General features: G+C 61.5%; 22 protein-coding genes. 1 reads left to right on the plus strand and 21 read right to left on the minus strand.

Translation table 11 applies throughout. The features are described from left to right. Positions 1 to 51 precede the first annotated feature (51 nt). From KHO33_RS05530 to mltG, 3 genes are all read right to left on the minus strand, one after another. Positions 52 to 1,086, minus strand: coding sequence for a DNA polymerase III subunit delta' (locus KHO33_RS05530; protein ID WP_200564541.1), 1,035 nt, complete (start codon positions 1,084 to 1,086; stop codon positions 52 to 54). Between the two features lie 94 nt (positions 1,087 to 1,180). After that, positions 1,181 to 1,801 carry a dTMP kinase gene (gene tmk, locus KHO33_RS05535; RefSeq protein WP_054042698.1) on the minus strand — a complete coding sequence of 207 codons (621 nt, stop codon included), beginning with the start codon at positions 1,799 to 1,801 and terminating at the stop codon, positions 1,181 to 1,183. Continuing rightward, on the minus strand, positions 1,801 to 2,811 hold the full coding sequence (gene mltG, locus KHO33_RS05540; RefSeq protein WP_054042695.1) for an endolytic transglycosylase MltG: 1,011 nt from the start codon (positions 2,809 to 2,811) through the stop codon (positions 1,801 to 1,803). Before mltG ends, tmk begins: the two co-directional genes overlap by 1 nt. A 210-nt stretch (positions 2,812 to 3,021) precedes the next feature. On the opposite strand from mltG, the gene KHO33_RS05545 reads away from it, so the two are divergent. Beyond that, the gene (locus KHO33_RS05545; RefSeq protein WP_211629147.1) at positions 3,022 to 3,312 is read left to right on the plus strand and encodes a hypothetical protein; all 291 of its coding nucleotides are present in this window, start codon (positions 3,022 to 3,024) and stop codon (positions 3,310 to 3,312) included. Here KHO33_RS05545 and KHO33_RS05550 read toward each other — a convergent pair. The 18 genes from KHO33_RS05550 to KHO33_RS05635 form a co-directional block, all read right to left on the minus strand. Further along, positions 3,296 to 3,760, minus strand: a complete 465-nt coding sequence (locus KHO33_RS05550; RefSeq protein WP_211629148.1) for a C40 family peptidase — start codon at positions 3,758 to 3,760, stop codon at positions 3,296 to 3,298. The genes KHO33_RS05545 and KHO33_RS05550 overlap by 17 nt on opposite strands. Positions 3,761 to 3,847: 87 nt before the next feature. Then, a complete protein-coding gene (locus KHO33_RS05555) occupies positions 3,848 to 4,273 on the minus strand; it encodes a hypothetical protein (protein WP_211629149.1) in 426 nt (141 codons plus the stop codon). A gap of 27 nt (positions 4,274 to 4,300) precedes the next feature. Continuing rightward, on the minus strand, positions 4,301 to 4,513 hold the full coding sequence (locus tag KHO33_RS05560; RefSeq protein ID WP_211629150.1) for a hypothetical protein: 213 nt from the start codon (positions 4,511 to 4,513) through the stop codon (positions 4,301 to 4,303). Then, positions 4,510 to 5,025 (minus strand): lysozyme, encoded by a 516-nt coding sequence (locus tag KHO33_RS05565; protein WP_211629151.1) that lies wholly within the window; start codon positions 5,023 to 5,025, stop codon positions 4,510 to 4,512. The genes KHO33_RS05560 and KHO33_RS05565 overlap by 4 nt, the downstream gene beginning before the upstream one ends. Further along, the gene (locus tag KHO33_RS05570) at positions 5,022 to 5,363 is read right to left on the minus strand and encodes a DUF1003 domain-containing protein (RefSeq protein WP_211629152.1); all 342 of its coding nucleotides are present in this window, start codon (positions 5,361 to 5,363) and stop codon (positions 5,022 to 5,024) included. The genes KHO33_RS05565 and KHO33_RS05570 overlap by 4 nt, the downstream gene beginning before the upstream one ends. After that, a complete protein-coding gene (locus KHO33_RS05575) occupies positions 5,356 to 5,547 on the minus strand; it encodes a hypothetical protein (protein ID WP_211629153.1) in 192 nt (63 codons plus the stop codon). Before KHO33_RS05575 ends, KHO33_RS05570 begins: the two co-directional genes overlap by 8 nt. After that, positions 5,540 to 5,827 (minus strand): hypothetical protein, encoded by a 288-nt coding sequence (locus KHO33_RS05580; RefSeq protein ID WP_211629154.1) that lies wholly within the window; start codon positions 5,825 to 5,827, stop codon positions 5,540 to 5,542. The genes KHO33_RS05575 and KHO33_RS05580 overlap by 8 nt, the downstream gene beginning before the upstream one ends. Before the next feature lie 22 nt (positions 5,828 to 5,849). Continuing rightward, positions 5,850 to 6,311: a hypothetical protein gene (locus KHO33_RS05585; RefSeq protein WP_211629155.1), complete on the minus strand. Its 462-nt coding sequence runs from the start codon at positions 6,309 to 6,311 to the stop codon at positions 5,850 to 5,852. Beyond that, entirely contained in the window at positions 6,308 to 7,180 is an 873-nt protein-coding gene (locus KHO33_RS05590; RefSeq protein ID WP_211629156.1) for a tail fiber domain-containing protein, read from the minus strand. Before KHO33_RS05590 ends, KHO33_RS05585 begins: the two co-directional genes overlap by 4 nt. 107 nt (positions 7,181 to 7,287) lie before the next feature. Next, the gene (locus tag KHO33_RS05595) at positions 7,288 to 9,264 is read right to left on the minus strand and encodes a hypothetical protein (RefSeq protein ID WP_211629157.1); all 1,977 of its coding nucleotides are present in this window, start codon (positions 9,262 to 9,264) and stop codon (positions 7,288 to 7,290) included. Next, positions 9,234 to 11,255 carry a hypothetical protein gene (locus KHO33_RS05600; RefSeq protein ID WP_211629158.1) on the minus strand — a complete coding sequence of 674 codons (2,022 nt, stop codon included), beginning with the start codon at positions 11,253 to 11,255 and terminating at the stop codon, positions 9,234 to 9,236. Before KHO33_RS05600 ends, KHO33_RS05595 begins: the two co-directional genes overlap by 31 nt. 1 nt (position 11,256) lies before the next feature. Beyond that, on the minus strand, positions 11,257 to 12,303 hold the full coding sequence (locus tag KHO33_RS05605; RefSeq protein WP_211629159.1) for a hypothetical protein: 1,047 nt from the start codon (positions 12,301 to 12,303) through the stop codon (positions 11,257 to 11,259). After that, positions 12,287 to 13,522 carry a tail fiber domain-containing protein gene (locus KHO33_RS05610; RefSeq protein ID WP_211629160.1) on the minus strand — a complete coding sequence of 412 codons (1,236 nt, stop codon included), beginning with the start codon at positions 13,520 to 13,522 and terminating at the stop codon, positions 12,287 to 12,289. Before KHO33_RS05610 ends, KHO33_RS05605 begins: the two co-directional genes overlap by 17 nt. Beyond that, on the minus strand, positions 13,519 to 13,923 hold the full coding sequence (locus tag KHO33_RS05615) for a hypothetical protein (protein ID WP_211629161.1): 405 nt from the start codon (positions 13,921 to 13,923) through the stop codon (positions 13,519 to 13,521). The genes KHO33_RS05610 and KHO33_RS05615 overlap by 4 nt, the downstream gene beginning before the upstream one ends. Before the next feature lie 4 nt (positions 13,924 to 13,927). Then, entirely contained in the window at positions 13,928 to 14,257 is a 330-nt protein-coding gene (locus KHO33_RS05620) for a hypothetical protein (RefSeq protein WP_211629162.1), read from the minus strand. Beyond that, positions 14,254 to 15,774 carry a hypothetical protein gene (locus KHO33_RS05625; RefSeq protein WP_211629163.1) on the minus strand — a complete coding sequence of 507 codons (1,521 nt, stop codon included), beginning with the start codon at positions 15,772 to 15,774 and terminating at the stop codon, positions 14,254 to 14,256. Before KHO33_RS05625 ends, KHO33_RS05620 begins: the two co-directional genes overlap by 4 nt. A gap of 1 nt (position 15,775) precedes the next feature. After that, a complete protein-coding gene (locus KHO33_RS05630) occupies positions 15,776 to 16,459 on the minus strand; it encodes a phage adaptor protein (RefSeq protein ID WP_211629164.1) in 684 nt (227 codons plus the stop codon). Beyond that, positions 16,456 to 17,904 (minus strand): hypothetical protein, encoded by a 1,449-nt coding sequence (locus KHO33_RS05635; protein WP_211629165.1) that lies wholly within the window; start codon positions 17,902 to 17,904, stop codon positions 16,456 to 16,458. The genes KHO33_RS05630 and KHO33_RS05635 overlap by 4 nt, the downstream gene beginning before the upstream one ends. Between the last annotated feature and the right edge of the window lie 7 nt (positions 17,905 to 17,911).

Consider the following 17,911-nt stretch of genomic DNA (forward strand, 5'->3'; position numbering starts at 1 on the left):
GCGGGTTAAGGCACGCCAGCCTTGCACACACCGTCGGCCATCAAAGTTGATTTATGCAAACAGCTCGCGGTAGCCGATAAACAGTTCTTCGAACACCAGCCGCGCATTCAGCGGATGGTTCTCGACAGCCCGCTGGCGCGTCACGGTACGCATGAAGCGCGCGAACGCGCTGGCGTCGGCTTGCGACGCGCAGCGCGTCAAGGCAGTCGACGCCTGCGGAAAATAACGCGGCGCGCCGGCTGTGCGCTGCGCCAGCAAATCGTACATCCAGCGCTGCAGCCAGCCGAGCACGAGCGGTACCGGCAGCTTCTGCAGCGCCTCGCCGCAAGCGAAGGCATCGCATTCGGCGCCGGCGGCCAGTTGCTTCAAGGTCCAGTCGCGCAGCGTGCGGTTCTCGTCGCTCGCGAGAGCGAGAGCCGTGAGCGGCGCACCGCCGGCTTCGGCGAGCAGCGCGGGCGCATCGGCGACGCCTTGCGCGGCGAGCCACTTCGTGGCGACTTCCGGCACGGGCATCGTCATCGGCCATTGGCGGCAACGGCTGATGATGGTGGGCAGCAGGCGGTCGACGCGCGCCGACACCATCAAAAACACCACGCCGGCCGGCGGCTCTTCGAGCGTTTTCAGGAGCGCGTTAGCCGCGGCGATGTTCAGCCCCTCGGCGGGATACAGCACGACCACGCGCGCACCGCCTCGGTGCGACCCGACGCCGACGAAATCGAGCAAGCCACGAATCTGCTCGATCTTGATCTCCTTGCTGGGCGCGCGCGTCTTCTTGCCCTCGTCGCCGTCGGCCTTCTCGGCTTTTTCGTCCGCGGCGCTAGCGAGTCCGGCTTCGGCGGCCAGCGCTTCGGGCACGATGATCCGATAGTCGGGATGATTGCCCTGCGTGAACCAGTTGCAGGCGACACAGGCGCCGCACGGCTCACCGTTGGCCTGCTGGGCTTCGCACAAAAGCCCCTGCGCGAGATGCTGCGCAAAGCGCAGCTTGCCGATCCCCGCCTGCCCATGCAGCAGCAAGGCATGCGGCCAGTGCCCACGCAACTGCTGCAGGCGATTCCAGTCATCGGCTTGCCACGGATAAATCATCGCTTCTCTTTAAAATCAATCGGTTGACGACGCTTGATGAGGCATCACACGAACTTCGTCATCCGTCATAACTCAGGATTATATTCTTTTAAAATCAAAGAACTGCGATCAACTCTTCGAGCTGCTTCTGAATTCGCACGATGGTCTGCGAAGAGTCAATGATAGCGAACCGGTACGGCGCCTCTTCCGCGCGGCGCAGATATTCGGCACGGGTGCGGTTGAAAAATGCCTCCGACTCGCTTTCGAACCGATCCGGATCGCGCGCGGCGCTGCGCCGTTCGCTGGCGACCTCCGGCGCCAAGTCGAACAGCACCGTCAGGTCCGGCTGAAAACCGCCCTGCACCCAACGCTCCAGCGTTTCCAGCTTATCGCGCGGCAGGCCGCGGCCGCCGCCCTGGTAGGCGAAGGTCGCGTCCGTGAAGCGATCGGACAGCACCCAGTCGCCGCGCGCAAGCGCCGGCTCGATCACCTCGGCCAGATGCTGGCGGCGCAGCGCGAACATCAGCAATGCCTCGGTTTCGAGGTCCATCTTCTGATGCAGCACGATTTCGCGGATCTGTTCGCCGAGCGGCGTGCCACCCGGCTCGCGCGTCATGACGACCGAGCGGCCGGTGCTCGCGACTTTCTCTTCGAGGCGTTCGCGAAACCAGCCCAGGTGAGTGGTCTTGCCGGCACCGTCGATGCCCTCAAACGTGATGAATTTGCCCCGCGCCATCATTGCCCTCGAATGTATTTGTCCACGGCCTTGTTGTGATCGCCGAGGGTGTCAGAAAAGATACTGCTGCCGTCGCCGCGCGAAACGAAGTACAGCGCGGTGGATTGCGCCGGGTTCATCGCCGCCTGCAGCGATGCGACACCGGGCAGCGAGATGGGCGTTGGCGGAAGCCCCATCCGGGTGTAGGTATTGTAGGGAGTGTCCGTCTGCAGGTCTTTCTTCCTGATGCGGCCGGTGTAGCTATCGCCCATGCCGTAGATCACGGTGGGGTCGGTTTGCAGCGGCATGCCCACGCGCAGACGGTTCGCGAACACGGCCGCCACCATCGGCCGGTCCGATTTCTTGCCGGTTTCCTTTTCGATGATCGACGCCATCGTCAACGCATCATACGGAGTCTTATACGGCAGGTTCGGCGCGCGCGCGGTCCACGCTTCGTCCAGACGCAACCGCATCAGACGGTACGCGCGGCGGTACACGTCCAGATCGCTGGTGTTCTTGTCGAACAGATAGGTGTCCGGGAAAAACAGCCCCTCGCCGTTGCCGATCGACGCTTCCGGCGCGTTGATCGCGTTCATCAGATCGGTGTCGCTCATGCCGATCGTGTCGTGCTTGAGCGCAGGATTGGCGTCCAGCTCGGCGCGCATGCGCTTGAAAGTCCACCCTTCGATAATGGTCGCCACATATTCGTTGACGTCGCCGCGGGCGATTTTTTGCAGCACTTCGTACGGCGTGATGCCCGTCTTGAACTCGTAGTTGCCCGATTTCAGATCGCTTTGCAGACCGAGCAGCCGCGTCATGATGACGAACAGTTCAGGCTCGACCGGCACACCGCCGCGGTTGAGCTGCAGCGTGACGCTGCGCAAGCTGCTGTGCGGCTTGACGGTGACATCGAGTTGCGCGGGGGTCAAATCGAGCGGGCTGGTGGCCCAGTGATATCCGCCTGCGATTGCGGCTGCGGCCAGCACAATGACGATTGAGCCGGCGACGAAACATTTCTTCAGAAGGGTCACGGCAAGGAAGGTTAGTAGTTAGAGCGGTAACCAACTGATTTTCAACACAAAAGTCTCGCGCCGGTCAGCTTTGAGGCTTTGACAGTTTGCAGGCGTTTCGGCCTTTTGCGGGCCTTATTGTACCGATGCGGTCACGCTTTGGGCACGCCCTCGAGAAATCGGTGTATCGTGCCGATATCCAATAAACAGACGAAACGCCGCGAGGAAAACATGAAGAGACATGCGCCTTACATCGCCGCGATTGTCGTGCTGGCCGCTGGGCTTGCATGGACCGGCACATCCTACCTGTCAGCGCGATCCCGGATCGGGACGCTGGAAGCGGCGAACCAGAACTTGGGGCACGTCGACGCGCTGATCGCGTCTCAGATGAAGGAGTCTATCCGCGCAGGCCTGCAGAACATGCCGCAAACCTGCGCGAACCTGATGAGGGCGGGAGGGAGGGTAGTGCCGATCCAGATCACGACACCGGATGGTGTGTTTGAGCTTACGCGGGTGAAGTGATATCGGTGAGCGCCGAAAGAACGAGCAGGAGGTCATCCGGCGCGATCTTGTTGCACGACGCGCTCAGCGGTGGAACCACCCCGCTCGCTTCAAGGCCAGCAGCGCATAGCTCGCTGCAAAACCAAGCGTCAGGAGTGCGCCAGTCCCGGCCCACAACAAAGGCGGCAATAGCTTTCGAGTCATACGGTTTCCCCACTTGCGCCAGCACAAAATCGTAATACGCTTTCTGCTGATCATCGCTGCACGGCAGCGTGACGCGCTTGAGCGTATAGCCCTGCTGGTAATCCGCGGCGCGTAGCTGGACGCCCGCCGGAAAGCCGGCCATCACATCGTTGCGCGCACCGAGCAGCAAGCCGTCCGGCATGACCGTATCCACGTGCGCATACTCGCCGTGATCGAACCATTGAATCGCCTGAGAAGTGAACGAATCACTGCCGGCGAACTGCATCACTATTTGGCCCATGGTTTCACTCCAGATACAGGGCGAGCAGAGCCAGCGCGATCAGGAAGACCACGCTGGCTACATCCAGCCAGTTCATTTCGCAGCAGGGACCGAGGCAGTCGGCGTGGCCGCGGTGATGAGCTGGTCGACCATGCCCTGAACGACCGGCCCGAAGAGTTGCAGCGCAAGCAATACCAGTGGCTGATTCGGAATTGCTGGCGTCGCTTGCACGACAGCCACCGCGACCGGCAGAAGCGAGTCGTGGAACGCGCGGAGACTCGTGACATTCAGTTCGGCACCGGTCGAGCAGATCAACTGGTTTGCGGCGAGAACCTGCTTGATTGAGTCCTGCTGTGCGACGGTGAGCGTCGGCGACGCAGCGAGCACGCCGAGATCTGCATTCACGACCGGACACATTTGGGTGAATTGCTGTTGCAGAGACGGCAGCGCGGGAGCATTGGCGCAACCTACGAGAGCGGACAGGGCTACGCCTGCCGCGATAAGCAGCATCTTTTTCATGACGATTCCTTGGGAGTTACGGGAGGGTTACGGCTTGGGAACTTCGGGGGACTTGCTGAGACGCGCGCCGATCAGATTGCCAATGGCGTGTGCAGCCATTACCAACAGCGACGCAATGACGCCGGGAACGGAAACTGGCATCGGCGCTTTGAATCCGGTAATGGCCCATGAAACGAGCGGCTCAAGCTGCGTCGCGGTGAAGGTGGCGGCGCCGGTTGCATACGGAGATATCTGATTCATTGCGCGGTCTCCGGTTGAGTTACGGGTTCCCCCAGCGGGGTATCGTCCGGGCCGGCCGCTCCATGGAAATTGGCGCCGAGCAGGAACAGCGCCTTCTCGGCATCGCGGCGCTTCACGAGCCCTTCAAGCTCTTGCCCACCAGCGAGATCCCACTTGCCGAACTCATCGGCCGCGCCCTGAATGTCGCCAGCGTTAAGCCGTGCGAGCAGCGTCGAGCGCGCCAGATTGCCGAGACCTTCGTTGTATGCAAAGTCGTCGAGCGCGGCCTTGGGCTCGTCGTTGAGCGCGATCGTCACGAGGCGGTCAACGCTTTGCGCGATGGCAGTCATCCTGCGCGCGAGATCAGCATCGGCCTGCGCCTGCGTCCAGACGACGCCTTGGCTGATTGCTGGGCCGGTTGCGCCAAAGCCGATTGTGGCCACCTTCCAGCCGTACACCGGGTCCGGATACGCCTCCAGACGGCATCCTTCAAACTCCTTGGCGAGAGCCATCGCCATGTCGAGTCGGGTCATTCGGTTTCTCCTTTGGTGAGTATTTTCAGGAGCCGATCATCGGACTCCCGAATGGAACGCAGCAGCGCTGTGTGGTCTGCTAGCATGTCGCGCTGGGCTTCGGCCATATTCAGGATGGCCTCAAGCAGCTTCTGCTGAACGTCGCCAGAGCGCTTCTGTTCCATCATGATCACGGCGCTCGCGATCGCGGCTTCGATGGATAGCGTCAGGTTCGTGCCGCCCCAATCCGAGTCATAGCCGATCGTGTAATGGAGCGTTAGCGCCGTGCCGACGAACACGCACAGCGCGCGCAGGAAGACCCTTTCCTCGCGGAACTTGAGGTAGATGCGTTTAAGCATGGGGATGGAAGTACATGAGGACTTCAAACACGGCCTCGAGCGCGACCAGTGCAATCACGATCCATTCGAGCCTTCGCCCATGGCGCTGATCACGCGCGCCCTCCAATGCATCAATCCGCTCGCCGTGATGCTCGAGCCGGTCGTCGACCAGATCGAAGCGCTGCTCGAGCAGATCGTCATCCATGGTGCAAAAACAGCGCGATGATGGCGACCAGCACGGAACCGGCCGTGAGCAGCAGTCCAATCTTTGTCGGGATGGAGTTGTGCGCATCCTTCAACTGCTGATTGAACTTCTCATCGATGTTCCGGCTGAGCTTCGCGATATCGTCTTTCGTCGCGACAGTCACAATCGCCATGCGTAATTCGACGACCGTTTCATCAAGCTTGGCGAGGTGCTGATCGTGCCGCGCGATATCTTCGTCGTGCGCACGAACGCGCTCGCGCAATTCCACAATTGCGGTCATGTGTTGGTCCATGGTTTCCCCGTTAGCTGGAAGGTCTTATCAAGAAAGTGTCAGTTACATTTGATCGAATCAAATTGGCTTGAAATGGTGTTGCCTGCCACTGAGTAGAAGAAGCTTTGACATTAAATAAGGCGCTAATCCCCGTCGTCTGATTAGTGACCCTGATGTTTCCTGACCAATTAGGCGCACTTGCAAAATTCAATTGAAACTGATTGCCTTGGCCTGCAGCGAACGCATCCATTTCTGACAGGGTTCCGCCAAACCATGGCGGGTTTCCCGGAAACGTTATAAAACTGGCGGGAACGTTACTGGGGCATCCGCCGTTGAAGGTTCCGGTCTTGCCACGCAAGCTATTGAAGTCGCATGCAGCCCCACCGACTTGCGCAAGCGCACGTACCCACGAATGTTGCAGGCTAAGCGGCAGAGAAAGGCCGAGCTCAGCAGCGATCTGCGACATTGAAAGAGAGCCGGTCGGCAGTGTCATTTGACCGGCTCCAGCAATGCGCGCAGACGCATAACCTCTTTGGCGAGCGCGACGCACGCCGCAAGTGCAGCTTGCCCGTATGCAACCGACAAAACGCCCTCGGCGCTTTCAATTACCGCTTCGGGCATCAGCGGCTGAAGCGATTTCGCGCCAACGCCAACGTGCCTTTGATCCATATCGACACGTGTATAGGTGCCGCTTTTGACCGCCGCGAGGCGTTCAACAAAATCGACTGGCAGAGATTTCCAATCGGTTTTTAGGCGCTCGTCGGAATTGGCGGTGATATTGCCAAAAGCAGTCAAATTGCCGGAGTTGTCTACCAGCATCATATATGAAGAATTTGCACTATTCACAAATTCGAGACGCGCCGCAGCGTTATTACTGCGGATAGACGGCATATAACCGGACGCGGTAAAAAAAAGGCTTCCGCTTATCGAATTTCCGGATAATGTCAGTTGGGGGAGGGTAGAAACCGATGGGTTAACCGGATTCAGGATTCCAACATCGACTTCTGATACACCGCTGTCAAGACTGCCCGAGTCCCACGCAACGGTAACTGCCGTCAGCGATGTGAAGGCCGATGCACTGATCGTTCCGTAGATCGTACCTGCCGTCACAGTGGCGCGCACGCGGCGCCCGACTGAATGGATCGCAGTCTGGTTGCCCACCAGCGTGTACTGGGTCGCGCTGACATACGTCGGCGTGAGACCATAATTTAGCCATTCGGGCGACTGGAACCACGTCGCCACGTCGGCCATCATCTGCCGTGCGGAGTCGTTGACCGTGCTCGGCGGCTGGCCTTCGGCCCAGTCGATGGCGCCCGCGCTCGCGTTGCTTGCCGGGGTTGTGGACCACTGATAGAGGGGCATTTCAGTTCGCCTTATAATGAAAACCCCGCACGTGGCGGGGTCGGAGGTTTCGCATGCACGACGTTCTGGTCGTCGGACTGGTCAAGTTGGGTATCGTCGCGGTCATTTCATTTATTGCCGGCATTATTGAAGCCGCCAAGAAGCCCTTGTACGGCGGCTGGACGCCCATAGTTCAGGAGCCCTTGCATAAGCGCGCCTGGGCCCGCTTGCGCCGCCGAGGCAGCACGAGCATCGAGGTACGGCAAGACCGTATCCGGATTCATAAGAAGGCCCGATAACCGATCCTGAAGGCGGCCGCCAATCATCTGACCGACCCTGTTCGCACCGCCGAGAATCCCAAGCCCCACCATCGGATGACCCAGCGCCGTCGCGCCGAGCGCGCCCACGGCCTTTGCCACATTGCCCGCACCGCCGAATGACGGCCCATATAACTGCCGCGCAAGCCAACCATTCGCCGCGAGGTTGTACGCGGTATCGCTGCCGGGTGACTTGATCGAATTCGAGACGGTCGCGCGTTGTAGGTCTTGGCCGATGCCTTGGAGTGTATTGAGCGCCCCTGCATCGATGCCGAACTTCGCTGCATCCCCGCTATTCATCGCGCTCGTGAGAGCTGAACGGAACGGCATCAATCCGATTTCTGGCGCTCCACCTGCGTTCATCGCGCGTGTGCCGAGGCCGTTGGCGATCTGCTGGCCTACCTGCATCGTGTTGATTGGTACGCTGGCCTGCTGATAGGCCTGCCGCGCCTGCTGCACGCCTGGGACATACTGGCCTGCCCAGCTATCAACCCAGTTTTTCAGATCGGAGAGCGCGCCGGCCTTCTGTGTTTGCCCCGTGCTGCTCGCCGTGTTGATCATGTCGCCCAATGACCGGCTCGTATAATCTAGTGCCGCGCCGTTGATGGCCTTCGAACCGGTTCCGGATACGCCCGGCGTCGGTGCCGTCGGCCACACAGCCGGCACACCGCGCCCGGTCTGCGCCTGCAAACGAGCCAGGTCTTCACCCTGCTGCATGGCCTGCTGCATCTCAGGGATCTGCGCCTTGCGCATGAAGCCGGGGCCTATGTTCGCCGTCGCGCTATGCGCGGCGTCATAGAGCGGTTGCACGGTCTGTGCGCGCGCGGCCTGCGCGGCCTGCAATGCAGCCGGATCCTGAGCAACGCCCATCAGCGCCTGCCACCGCGCATCGTTATTGCCAATCGCGCGCTGCATCAGCGCCGTCTTGAATGGAGTAACATCATTCGCCGCCGCCTTTTCGGTCTGCACCATCACCGGCGTCTGTGCTATCTGCGCAGTTGTCGGCATCGAGCCGGGTACGAACTGTTGCGCGCCGCGAATGTTCTGCGCTGCCGCCGCAGCCTCTGCCGGGTCCATTGCGCCAGCCAGACCCTGGCCGACAAAGCGTCCCGGTTGCACGACGGGCTGAATCGCGTTCCAAAGACCTCTGCCCGCTGCCCTGGCACCAGCCGCAACTGCTGGCACTGCACCGCCGAGCAAACCTCCCACGCCAGCCTGCTCAGCCTTCTGCATCCAGAAGTCATTGCCCGGATTCTGGACCGGCATCATTGCGCCGCCGGCTGCGCCTTGCATCGCTCCGACGCCCATGCGCCCCATCGTGCCGAGTCCGGCGAATTCAGGACCAAGCGCCATCGCTGGCGCGGTGCCGACGATGTTGCCTGCGATCTGGCCGGCGCCGGTCGCGATCGGATGCGCGGCCGCATACGGCGCAGCGCCCTGTTGCGCAGCGTTCAGCCCATAGTTCGCATCATTCGTGAGGTAGTTGCCGACCGTGTTCAGACCGACCGCACTCGCGCCTTTGCCGGCCAGTTGTTCGATGCCCGATGCGACATTGCCGAGGCCTTTGCCAAAGCCGACAGCGGCCGACGCGAGCGCACCAGGTTGCCCGGCAGCGGTCTGAGGTGCCGCGGCTCCCGTGCCGCCCGCTGCCGACGCCGGGACCGGAGCGGATGCCGGAGCAGGCGCGGCGCCAAGGTAAGTATCGAACGACGGCCCACCTTGGGCGACCGGTGCCTTGAGGTAATCGTCGAAGGCGCTCATTTCAGCAACCCGTTGTTGAACGCCCATTCGAAGTTCGGGCGCAGCGCTGGATTGGCCTTGATTGCCGCCTGCACCGCAGCCTGCTGTTGCGGGCCAGACAATTGCAAGACTGGCAGCATCGCCGGCTTGACGTTCTGATCGAATGCCGCGTTTTGAGTCGTATATGTCTTCTCGTTGCCTTGCTGATAAACCGGCGTCATGAACTGCGTTTTCAGATGGTTCATGTCGAGTTGCTGAAGTTGCGCATTCAAACCGTTCACTTTTGCCTGCTGAGGTTTCGTGAAGTCAGGAACGGACTCGGCCTGATTGGCCCGGGAAGCATCAGTGCCTCCAGCGCCAAGTGCTTTCCCCTGAAGCGAAATGAAATTGGCGTGTGCCTTCTCGTATTCTGCTGCGTCGTCGCTCAACCTCGTCGCCCATTCCTGTGGAAGCAACCGCGCGACCGCGTCGCCCGGTGCATTTTTGTTTGCGATATCCATCATGCTTTGAAGGGCTGTGCGCGATGCCTGATAGTTCGCATCCGATCCTGATAGCGCGCTATACGCATCGGCCATCTGCTTGCTGGGCGCACCCTGCGATGCGTTTGCGGCGTTTTGAGCGCCCATCGGAGGCTGTGCAGCCATCGGGCCGCGCGCGCCACTCGGTGCCGACGCCGTACCACCACCTTGAATCGCATTGCGCCATCCCGGAGTTTCCGTGTCGAACAGGGCCGGCAGGATGCGCGCACGCGTCGCGGGATCGGCCAGATTGACCGGCTCGTTCACTCCGACGCCACTCGCCGCCGCCATTGCGGCTGCTTTCGCCGCCGGGTTGTTGTTGCCGTCCCCTTGCGGTGCCCATCGGTTTGCGATCCCCGAAAGCGTGTTGATCCCGTACTTGTTGCCGTAGGTCGAGAGCAATTGATCCGCTGCGTTCACGCCGGCCTGAGGCGTGTCGTATTGGGCGAACTGTCCGTTCGAGCCTTTGATATTGCCGAAGTTATTGTTGCGGATGCCGACCGGCGCGGCGTTGCCGTTCGCTGCGTTGGCCACATTCGCAGTGGTCTGCTTGACGAAGCCGCCTTGGCCATTGTTCGCGGCAGGGTCCCAAACCTGCTGAACCTGATATTGAGCCTTGCCGCCGGCTTGCGCTGCGGCGCTCGACGAGATCGCATTGAGACCGCCTTGCACCGGTAGCGAAGACCATCCGCTCGGACTGCTCGGGTCCTGCACGTTCATGAAGCCCGGTGCTGCCGCTCCCGGCGTCATCGTGATCTGGTTGCCAACCATCACGCCGCCGCCCTGGCGGATCGGCACCGCGGTGGCCTTCTGCACGCCGGCAGCGTTGGCCGCCTGCAGTTGCGCTGGCGTCATGCCAGCTTGCGTGCCCATCTTCGTGATGTCAGTCGGCAGCATGGCTTGCAGAGACGGATCGTACTGCGCCGCCATCTCCATCATCTTCGGGCCGGCGGGATTGCCGAGCGCCGCCGCGCGTGCGCCCGCGATCATCACTTCCTGCGGCGTATGGCCACCGAACATCGCTGAGAACGGATCGGTTGCGCTAGGCGCGGCAGCGGCTTGCGGCTGGCCGCCCTGAGGCTGAGGCTGCATCAGGCCACCCATGCCGGCTGAGAGCCCCGACATTGGCCCCACGTTAGCACCGCCAGAGACCGGCGCACCTTGCGCCATTGCAGGATTGGGCTGCTGCGGCTGTTGAGGCTGCTGCATCTGGCCCGGTGCGCCCTGACCTCCAGAAGGAGGGCCGAACGGGTTCATCATGGCCTGCATCTTCGCCATTTGCATTTGCATCTGCAATGCGTTGCCCGCGCTTTGCTGCATGCCGCCGAGCCCCGCGCCCATCGCCTGCCCCATCGACACCGGAATGCGCGACGGGCCGGAAGCTGAGAGCAGCCCTTGCGACATGCCAAGCATGCCGGCGAGTTGCGGGTTGGCGTACAGGTTCATGAGACCCATGCCGCCCTGAGCCTGCGACGGATCGCCGCCGCCCGAGCCGCTGAGAAAATCCAGAAGGCCTGCCATATCAACCCCCGAAACCAAACTGGTTATTCATCGGCATGCTCGCGTAGGACATCGACGGGCCGAGTTGCATGTTTCCGTTCCGCATCGCCGGATTTCCGAAACGCTGCTGCATCACGGGCGCGGCCATGCGCGGCTGATTCTGTTGTTGCTGTTGCTGCATTTGCTGTTGCATCTGGAGCAACTTCTGGCCTTGGTTCATCGTTGAACTCGCGTCGGAAGGCGTGAAGCCGCCCATCGTCGCGCCGCCGAGTGGCGAAGCGCCGGCCGTTGCGCCAGACAGGCCGCCGCCGAGCGCGCCGCTCGCCGTGCCGGACATGCCGCCGCCGGGAAGCAAGCCGCTGAACAGGCCAGTAGGAGCCGAGCCGAGCGCGCCGCCAAGATCAGCGCCGCCACCCATGAGACTGCCGAGGCCTGAGCCGCCCGCACCGACCGCGCCCGTCAGGCCAGCATCGCCGACCGCAGCAGGACCGCCGAGCAGACCGCCTATGCCGCCTGCGCCCGCGCCTGAAGTGAACAGCCCAGACGTACCGCTGCCGATCACCGGAGCAGCCGAAGCACCACCCCACGTCGCGCCAGCGCCGAGACCTGAGCCGAGACCGGCGCCGGTACCCATTCCTGCGCCACCCAGGCCCGCGCCAGCCGATCCTGCTGCATCCGCTGCGCCGGTCGTGCCCATGGCGCCGAGCGCGCCCGCAGAGCCAGAGCCGCCCGCGCCGAATGCCGCGCCGAGACCCGGAGCGGCATATGCGCCAGCAATCGCGGGCGCAACCTTGTCGGCCACGCTGTTGATGCCGTTGAACATGTTGAGCGCGCCGGTGCTGCCCGGATCGTTCTGATACATGTTCTGCCACGCGCTCGACGTGAAGTTGCCAGTCGGGCTGAGCAGCGCGCCGCCGGGTTTGTTGTTGAGCAGGCCGCCAAAGAATGGGTCGTAACCGGGGACGCCTGCCGCCGCGCCCAGCGCCTGCAACGGATGACTGCCGATCTCGCCGAGGCTGTCCCCAACGAACGGCAGGATGTTGCCGAAAATGCTACCGAGAAAGGACATGTGCGCCCCCGATAGCTTCGTAGTTCACCATATCGAAGCCGCATGGATCGGTCGATACCGCGTGCGGCGCGATCCGGCGCACTTCATCCGACATGACGCCAGTGCGGCGCACATTCGGTTCATCCCACAGGTAGCGGTAGCGATAGAGCGGAAGACCGTTCCCGAGTCTTTCGTTGGTCGGCTCGACATCCAGCTTGAGGCGTCGATCGGAATATGCGCCCAGCAGGCCGCCTGCCGCCGCACCCAGCCCGCTCCCGTAACCTGAGCCACCGCTGATCGCGCTGCCGAGTGCCGCGCCGCCCATCGCGCCGCCCATGGCACCAGCTGCGGTGTTCGTGTAGTACGGCGTCGTGGTCGACGTGTTGCCGCCGTACTGGCCTTGAATCAGGTTCGAGTAGTTGTTCAGCAGTTGCCACGGCGCGTTGATCTGCGATTGACTCAGGGCCTGCTGGTTGCCGCCGGTGTTGTACAGGTTGCTGTTCGCCGCGTTGACCGAGTTGACCATGTTCGGCGCGTTGTACGAACCCTGAAGCTGCTGTTGCGCCGCGGTGTTGTAATTGCTGCCGAGTTGCTGCGCGGCGTTGAGCTGGTTGCCCTCGTTGGTCTGGTACATCGAGCCGTAGAGGTTGTTCTGTGCGTTCGCGAGCTGCGTCGCAAGGCCCTGCTGCGCCATGTTCTGCGAGTTCATCATCGCGCCCGAGCCATACCGGCCGGCGCCCTCGAACTCGCTCGTGTTCTGCGGTGCGGTCGCGGTCTGGTACGCGTTGATGATGTTCGTGTTCGCTGCGTTCGCCATCCCCTGCATGTAGGGATTGCTGGCCGGGTTCAGTTGCGAGCCATTGGCGATACTTGAGAGCGCCGCATTCGCTGGATTCGCGTTCAGATACTGGCCGTTGACCAGATTGTTGGTGTAGCTGCTTGCGTTGTTATTGAGCGACGCAGCGTTGCCGAAATTCGTTCCGTTGGCGACCTGCTGCGTATTGCCCATCGCCTGCTGTTGCATCGGCGTGAAGCCCGCAACCGATGACGCAGGATTGCCTGCGTACTGGTTATAGGTGTTCTGCGCGCCGCCGAATACGCTGCTGAGATAGGGCTGTTGGCCCGTCCACGGCGTGGAGACCGAATTGCTGGTGGTGCTGCCGCTGCCACCGCCGCCATTCGCTGGAATGACGGGAAGCCCGAGGCGCAGCAGATGGACTTGTCGAGGATTGCGGATCATATGGCACGCTCAAGATAAACATGGGTTTTGTCGTAGCCGCGGTGGCGAAGAAATCGCTCCCAGCCAGGCCTCGCCTGAAACTCCATCGCGTGACATCCATTCGCCTTCGCCCATGCTTCAATCGTCTCGATACATGGCAAAAACCACTCATCCATGTTTGTGCCGGTGACGATCCGAAGCGTGCAAACGCGCTGTTTCGGGTAGTTCGCGAGACGGGTGATACCCACCGCAAAGGCGGTAGACGTTCTCCAGATCCAGAGCTGGTCTTCACCCGTCAAAAGACCCGCCCGTATGTCTTCCGCGTCGAACTTGCCGCGGGTTGTTTCGCATGCCGCTTCGATCAGCGCGCGCACGTCTTCCCAGACCGCGTTGATTTCAGCGGGCTGGATGCCGTAGAGCATTGGGTTATCCGATCAGGAGGACGCTGAAAGTTCGGTCAACCGAAGCGCTGCTCGCATGCGTGAGCGTCGCCTGACCTTTCTGCTGTGCCGAGACGTAGAGGCCACCGAGCGCCGCTGCGGCGTTGGCCGTCAGCGGCGAGAAGAAAATGCCGGTGTTTGCACCGATCCGTGCATCGGTGAGCGTGGTGGTCGTCGTGCTCGCCGCAAGCGTCACCTTCGTCACCGCATTGAGCTTGCCCTGCAATGCGAGATTGGCGGCCGACGCGATGAGGCGCCGGTGCTCTTTCTCATTCGGGAAGGTCTGCGGCGCGAGCGGATAGCCTTGCGTTGTCATCTGCGCCCCGACATGCTGATGCTGTCCTCGGGAACTTCGAGGCCCTGCAGATTCGTGAAGGTGCCGCTCGTCTGAATGCGAGCGCGCATATACCGCGCATCGGCGCGCGCCGGGCATTCGCCATTCGCGTTGATCGCGCTGGCGGGCGTAAAGGTCGGCGTGTCGATCAGGCGGTTACGCATGCCGATCTGGACCGTGGGCGAGCCACCGTCGACCATTGGGCGCGTGCTCGACAGGAATGCATGCTTGCCAGCGCTGGCGAATGGCTCAATCTCGACCGTATCAGCGGTTGCATTGGCCGGCGCCCCAGTGAAATATGCGAGGCCGTGCGTCGGCGTAAAGGCCGCCATCAGCACCTGTCCGCCAGCCCACACGCGCGAATCGAGCGAGAACGGCAGCGTATCGAGCGTATAGCCGGTACTGTCGAGCGAATCCAGCGAGTAACCCTGCGTGATCGCGCGAAAGATGTACTCGGCATTGACCTGTGCGAAGCCCCACTTCTGAAGCGCCCAGTGATAGACCAGCAACGAATCCGGCGTGCCATTCGCCGACGAATTCGACGGATAGAGCCACATCACCAGCCGGTTCAGCGGATCGACGCCAGCAATGACGTTGTTCAGATAGGAGTCGTTGACGTTAGCCCAGAAGGTCTTGTCGACCTTATCCAGTCCAATCGGCATGGAATTGGAGCCGTCGAACGAGTAGAAGCCGTCTTCACCGAGGTAGTAAGCGAGCGCGCCGACCTGAACGATGCTTTTCGGGGCCGGCGTGCCGCGCGCGCCTTCCGCAATGTAAAAGCCAAAGACCGTGGGCGAGCCTTGATACACCACGCGCCAGATCGCGCGCTCAAAAAAGAGCGCTCCGTCTGCGTTGCCAAGGTTGCCAACAATGCCCATTCCCCAGCCCTGATCGCCAGGGATAATCTGCGACCCCGCCAAAAGCTGGGCTTCCGTGTTGCTGCCGAACTGCGGCCATGTGGTCGGATCGTCGATCGCGCACCATTGGACGCGCTGCGGTTGCTCGCCATTGATCGAATCGTTCGTATTGAACACCATCACCCAGTCACGGATCGTCGCGATGTAGCGCGCGGTCGGCACGTTGGCGGATGACGACAGGTTCGCGAAGAGACTGGACGAATTCAGCGTGTACGACTGAAGCGCGTTACCCCAGCCGGCGGCGATGATGCTCTGTCCGTACTGCGTGAAGTTCCAGTGCTCGCCGGCCGCGACCGTGTAGTCGCCGCTCTTGCTGACATTTGAAAACCCGGTGCTACCCGGTGTTTGCAGATACAGGCTCGTCTTGTCGCCAGCGAAAATATAGTTGTTCGCGCCAATGTCGATGGCCGTAATCGCGCCGATGCACTGCGCGGCGAGCCCCGTACCACCCAGCGGCACGAGCGTGCCGACCGGCCCCCATGATTCATGCGTGCGCGGAAACAGATTGACGACGTTCGCGGACGCGCCCTCTGCGTTGTTCGGCGGAAGGTCCGGGGCGAAGTCAGCGATAGGGAGCATCATGTCAGGCGGTCGTCATCGCAAGAGATGAGCCCGAGATCGCTTCGGCGCGGTCGGCCATCAGGAAGGATTGGATGGTGCGCGAGTACTCCGCTTCCCAGAACTGGATCATTGCCGAATCCTTCAGGAAACCAGCGACCGCCGCATTGCACGCCTGCAGCAGCATGAGCGGCGTCAACTGCGTCATCCATGTCGTCGGATTGGTCGCCGAGAGCGGCAGAAAGCGCTGCCAGTAGATGCCGCTTATTGCATATGCGCTGTCCGGAAACGGTCCGAAGATGAAATTCGTGCCTTCGCGTGCGAAGTACTCCGGCGCGCTGCCGGGAGCCCGGAACGCATGCTTGGTGTAGATGAACTCGGCATTCTTGCGCACGAGTTCGAACGTGCAGTTATTCAGGCTCACCAGCAGATGCTTCACCCCGAGGTAGCCGACCGGCAACGGTACAACGCCATTCGCATTGATCGTCGTGTTGATGGCGGTCTCAAGCGGTGCGACGCCTGCCCCCTGGTTCATCGTGAAGATGTCGCGATAGATGCGCTCTTCCGCAACCTGGATAAAGTAATCGATGTAGGTGCCAATGTCCGAGCGCGCGAACCAGTTCTGAATCGCGGTTTGAAGCGTCGGGTAGTCGCGTATAGCATCTGAGGGGTAGCTGGATGGGTAAGAGGCCGGGACGAAGATGGTCATAGCTCCGATCCCATAAAGAGAATCACCCCGCCCGCGGTATTGCCGAAAAGAATAAACGTGTTATTTGAGGTATAAGGCGTTCCCGTGCCGGTTACGGATATGCGCGCGCCATCCGTCCCAGCATTTGACATGGAAATTGCCGTCGCGACGCTGGAGTTCGTCGCTGTCGTGGCGCTGAAATCGGCGATATTTGCCGTCGTAATGCCTGTCGGAGGAACCCTCGGCGTCGTCTTGAAAGAATAGAAAACAATGCCGCCAGACGTTGAAGTCGTAATCCCAACCGCTATATCGCCGGCTCCTGTGGTATTGATCGCCGGAAGATAGCGCTGACACAGCAATAATTCCTGCCCGTATGGGCGTCTTTCGAACGTGGTTGCGGTGCTTCCTGGCTCAAGCTGAACATTGCCGATCGTCCACGTTCCAGACGTTTGCGCGCCCACCGAAAAAACGATCTCAATGCCGGTTGTCGCTGCCGATGGAACTGAAATCTGCGTCGAATAACGAGTAACCGTGCTGGTGACGGTAAATGTCCCGGTAGCGATCTGCGTGCGCGTAGGTGACGCGAGCGTACCGAAACTGTCGGCGCTGGTCGCGTAATACGCGGTCCATGTGACCGTGGTCAGCAGCGAGTCCGCGAGATCAACCGAGAGCGTCGCGGTTGCATTGTTCAGGTCGTACGAGTTCAACTGCTCGATACGCTGCCCGAACCCGATGCCTGTGACGCTCGCGGCACCGGTGTATTGATACCGGAACTGTGATGCACTGGAACCCGCTACGCGCTGCCCGGTGACGTTGGCGCCGGTACTGTACCCGTACCATCGATCGACCGTGTATGCGAGCGCGGCACCCGCTGTAATCGTCTGCGCCGCGCCGCTGTTGCGCTGGTCGATCGCCATCGCCGGATTGATGATGCGATTCTTGCCAGAGATGCCGTTGATCGCCTGAAACGTTGGGCTGTTGCCGGGACCGTTGTCTGTCAGCACATCGCCAGCCGACACAGGCGCAGCAGTGCCGAGCGCTGCGCTTGTGCCGCCGCCAATCACGACAGCATGATTCGTCAGCGTCGCCGCGAGCACCGTAAATGTGCCCGCCGCTGGCGTCGTGCCACCGATCGCGCCTGGTGCGGCGAACGTCGCTCCATTCAGTTGCGCCGCATTGACTGCGGTATTGCACGTGAATCCGGTACTCGTCGTCCAGTTCAGCGCGCTGGCCGATGTGCTGCAACTCGGCATTGCAAACGCAGTGGGCGAAGCGGTCGAACCCGTCACATTCGCCACGACGGTATTGGCCGCCTGCTTGGCGAGGCTCGCGAGGCCGATATTTCCCGTCGAGGTGAAAGTCCCATTGACGGTCAGGTTGTTGAACGTCGGCGACGGATAGCTCTGGCCGAACGCCAGCAATGGCAGCAGTAGCGCTACTAGGCCCAGCTTGATCTTTTTGAGCATGTTTTCC

The organism is Paraburkholderia nemoris, assembly GCF_905221015.1.
Lineage (GTDB): Bacteria > Pseudomonadota > Gammaproteobacteria > Burkholderiales > Burkholderiaceae > Paraburkholderia > Paraburkholderia nemoris.

What these genes read in the sequence shown, in the direction of transcription:
- KHO33_RS05575 (WP_211629153.1), bottom strand. Translation starts at nt 5,547, where the DNA reads ATGGATGACGATCTGCTCGAGCAGCGCTTCGATCTGGTCGACGACCGG.
- KHO33_RS05570 (WP_211629152.1), bottom strand. Translation starts at nt 5,363, where the DNA reads ATGCTTAAACGCATCTACCTCAAGTTCCGCGAGGAAAGGGTCTTCCTG.
- KHO33_RS05560 (WP_211629150.1), bottom strand. Translation starts at nt 4,513, where the DNA reads ATGAATCAGATATCTCCGTATGCAACCGGCGCCGCCACCTTCACCGCG.
- KHO33_RS05635 (WP_211629165.1), bottom strand. Translation starts at nt 17,904, where the DNA reads ATGCTCAAAAAGATCAAGCTGGGCCTAGTAGCGCTACTGCTGCCATTG.
- KHO33_RS05545 (WP_211629147.1), top strand. Translation starts at nt 3,022, where the DNA reads ATGAAGAGACATGCGCCTTACATCGCCGCGATTGTCGTGCTGGCCGCT.
- KHO33_RS05605 (WP_211629159.1), bottom strand. Translation starts at nt 12,303, where the DNA reads ATGTCCTTTCTCGGTAGCATTTTCGGCAACATCCTGCCGTTCGTTGGG.
- KHO33_RS05585 (WP_211629155.1), bottom strand. Translation starts at nt 6,311, where the DNA reads ATGACACTGCCGACCGGCTCTCTTTCAATGTCGCAGATCGCTGCTGAG.
- KHO33_RS05550 (WP_211629148.1), bottom strand. Translation starts at nt 3,760, where the DNA reads ATGCAGTTCGCCGGCAGTGATTCGTTCACTTCTCAGGCGATTCAATGG.
- KHO33_RS05580 (WP_211629154.1), bottom strand. Translation starts at nt 5,827, where the DNA reads ATGACCGCAATTGTGGAATTGCGCGAGCGCGTTCGTGCGCACGACGAA.
- KHO33_RS05595 (WP_211629157.1), bottom strand. Translation starts at nt 9,264, where the DNA reads ATGGGCGTTCAACAACGGGTTGCTGAAATGAGCGCCTTCGACGATTAC.
- KHO33_RS05620 (WP_211629162.1), bottom strand. Translation starts at nt 14,257, where the DNA reads ATGACAACGCAAGGCTATCCGCTCGCGCCGCAGACCTTCCCGAATGAG.
- KHO33_RS05600 (WP_211629158.1), bottom strand. Translation starts at nt 11,255, where the DNA reads ATGGCAGGCCTTCTGGATTTTCTCAGCGGCTCGGGCGGCGGCGATCCG.
- KHO33_RS05565 (WP_211629151.1), bottom strand. Translation starts at nt 5,025, where the DNA reads ATGACCCGACTCGACATGGCGATGGCTCTCGCCAAGGAGTTTGAAGGA.
- KHO33_RS05555 (WP_211629149.1), bottom strand. Translation starts at nt 4,273, where the DNA reads ATGAAAAAGATGCTGCTTATCGCGGCAGGCGTAGCCCTGTCCGCTCTC.
- KHO33_RS05610 (WP_211629160.1), bottom strand. Translation starts at nt 13,522, where the DNA reads ATGATCCGCAATCCTCGACAAGTCCATCTGCTGCGCCTCGGGCTTCCC.
- KHO33_RS05590 (WP_211629156.1), bottom strand. Translation starts at nt 7,180, where the DNA reads ATGCCCCTCTATCAGTGGTCCACAACCCCGGCAAGCAACGCGAGCGCG.
- tmk (WP_054042698.1), bottom strand. Translation starts at nt 1,801, where the DNA reads ATGGCGCGGGGCAAATTCATCACGTTTGAGGGCATCGACGGTGCCGGC.
- KHO33_RS05630 (WP_211629164.1), bottom strand. Translation starts at nt 16,459, where the DNA reads ATGACCATCTTCGTCCCGGCCTCTTACCCATCCAGCTACCCCTCAGAT.
- KHO33_RS05625 (WP_211629163.1), bottom strand. Translation starts at nt 15,774, where the DNA reads ATGATGCTCCCTATCGCTGACTTCGCCCCGGACCTTCCGCCGAACAAC.
- KHO33_RS05615 (WP_211629161.1), bottom strand. Translation starts at nt 13,923, where the DNA reads ATGCTCTACGGCATCCAGCCCGCTGAAATCAACGCGGTCTGGGAAGAC.
- KHO33_RS05530 (WP_200564541.1), bottom strand. Translation starts at nt 1,086, where the DNA reads ATGATTTATCCGTGGCAAGCCGATGACTGGAATCGCCTGCAGCAGTTG.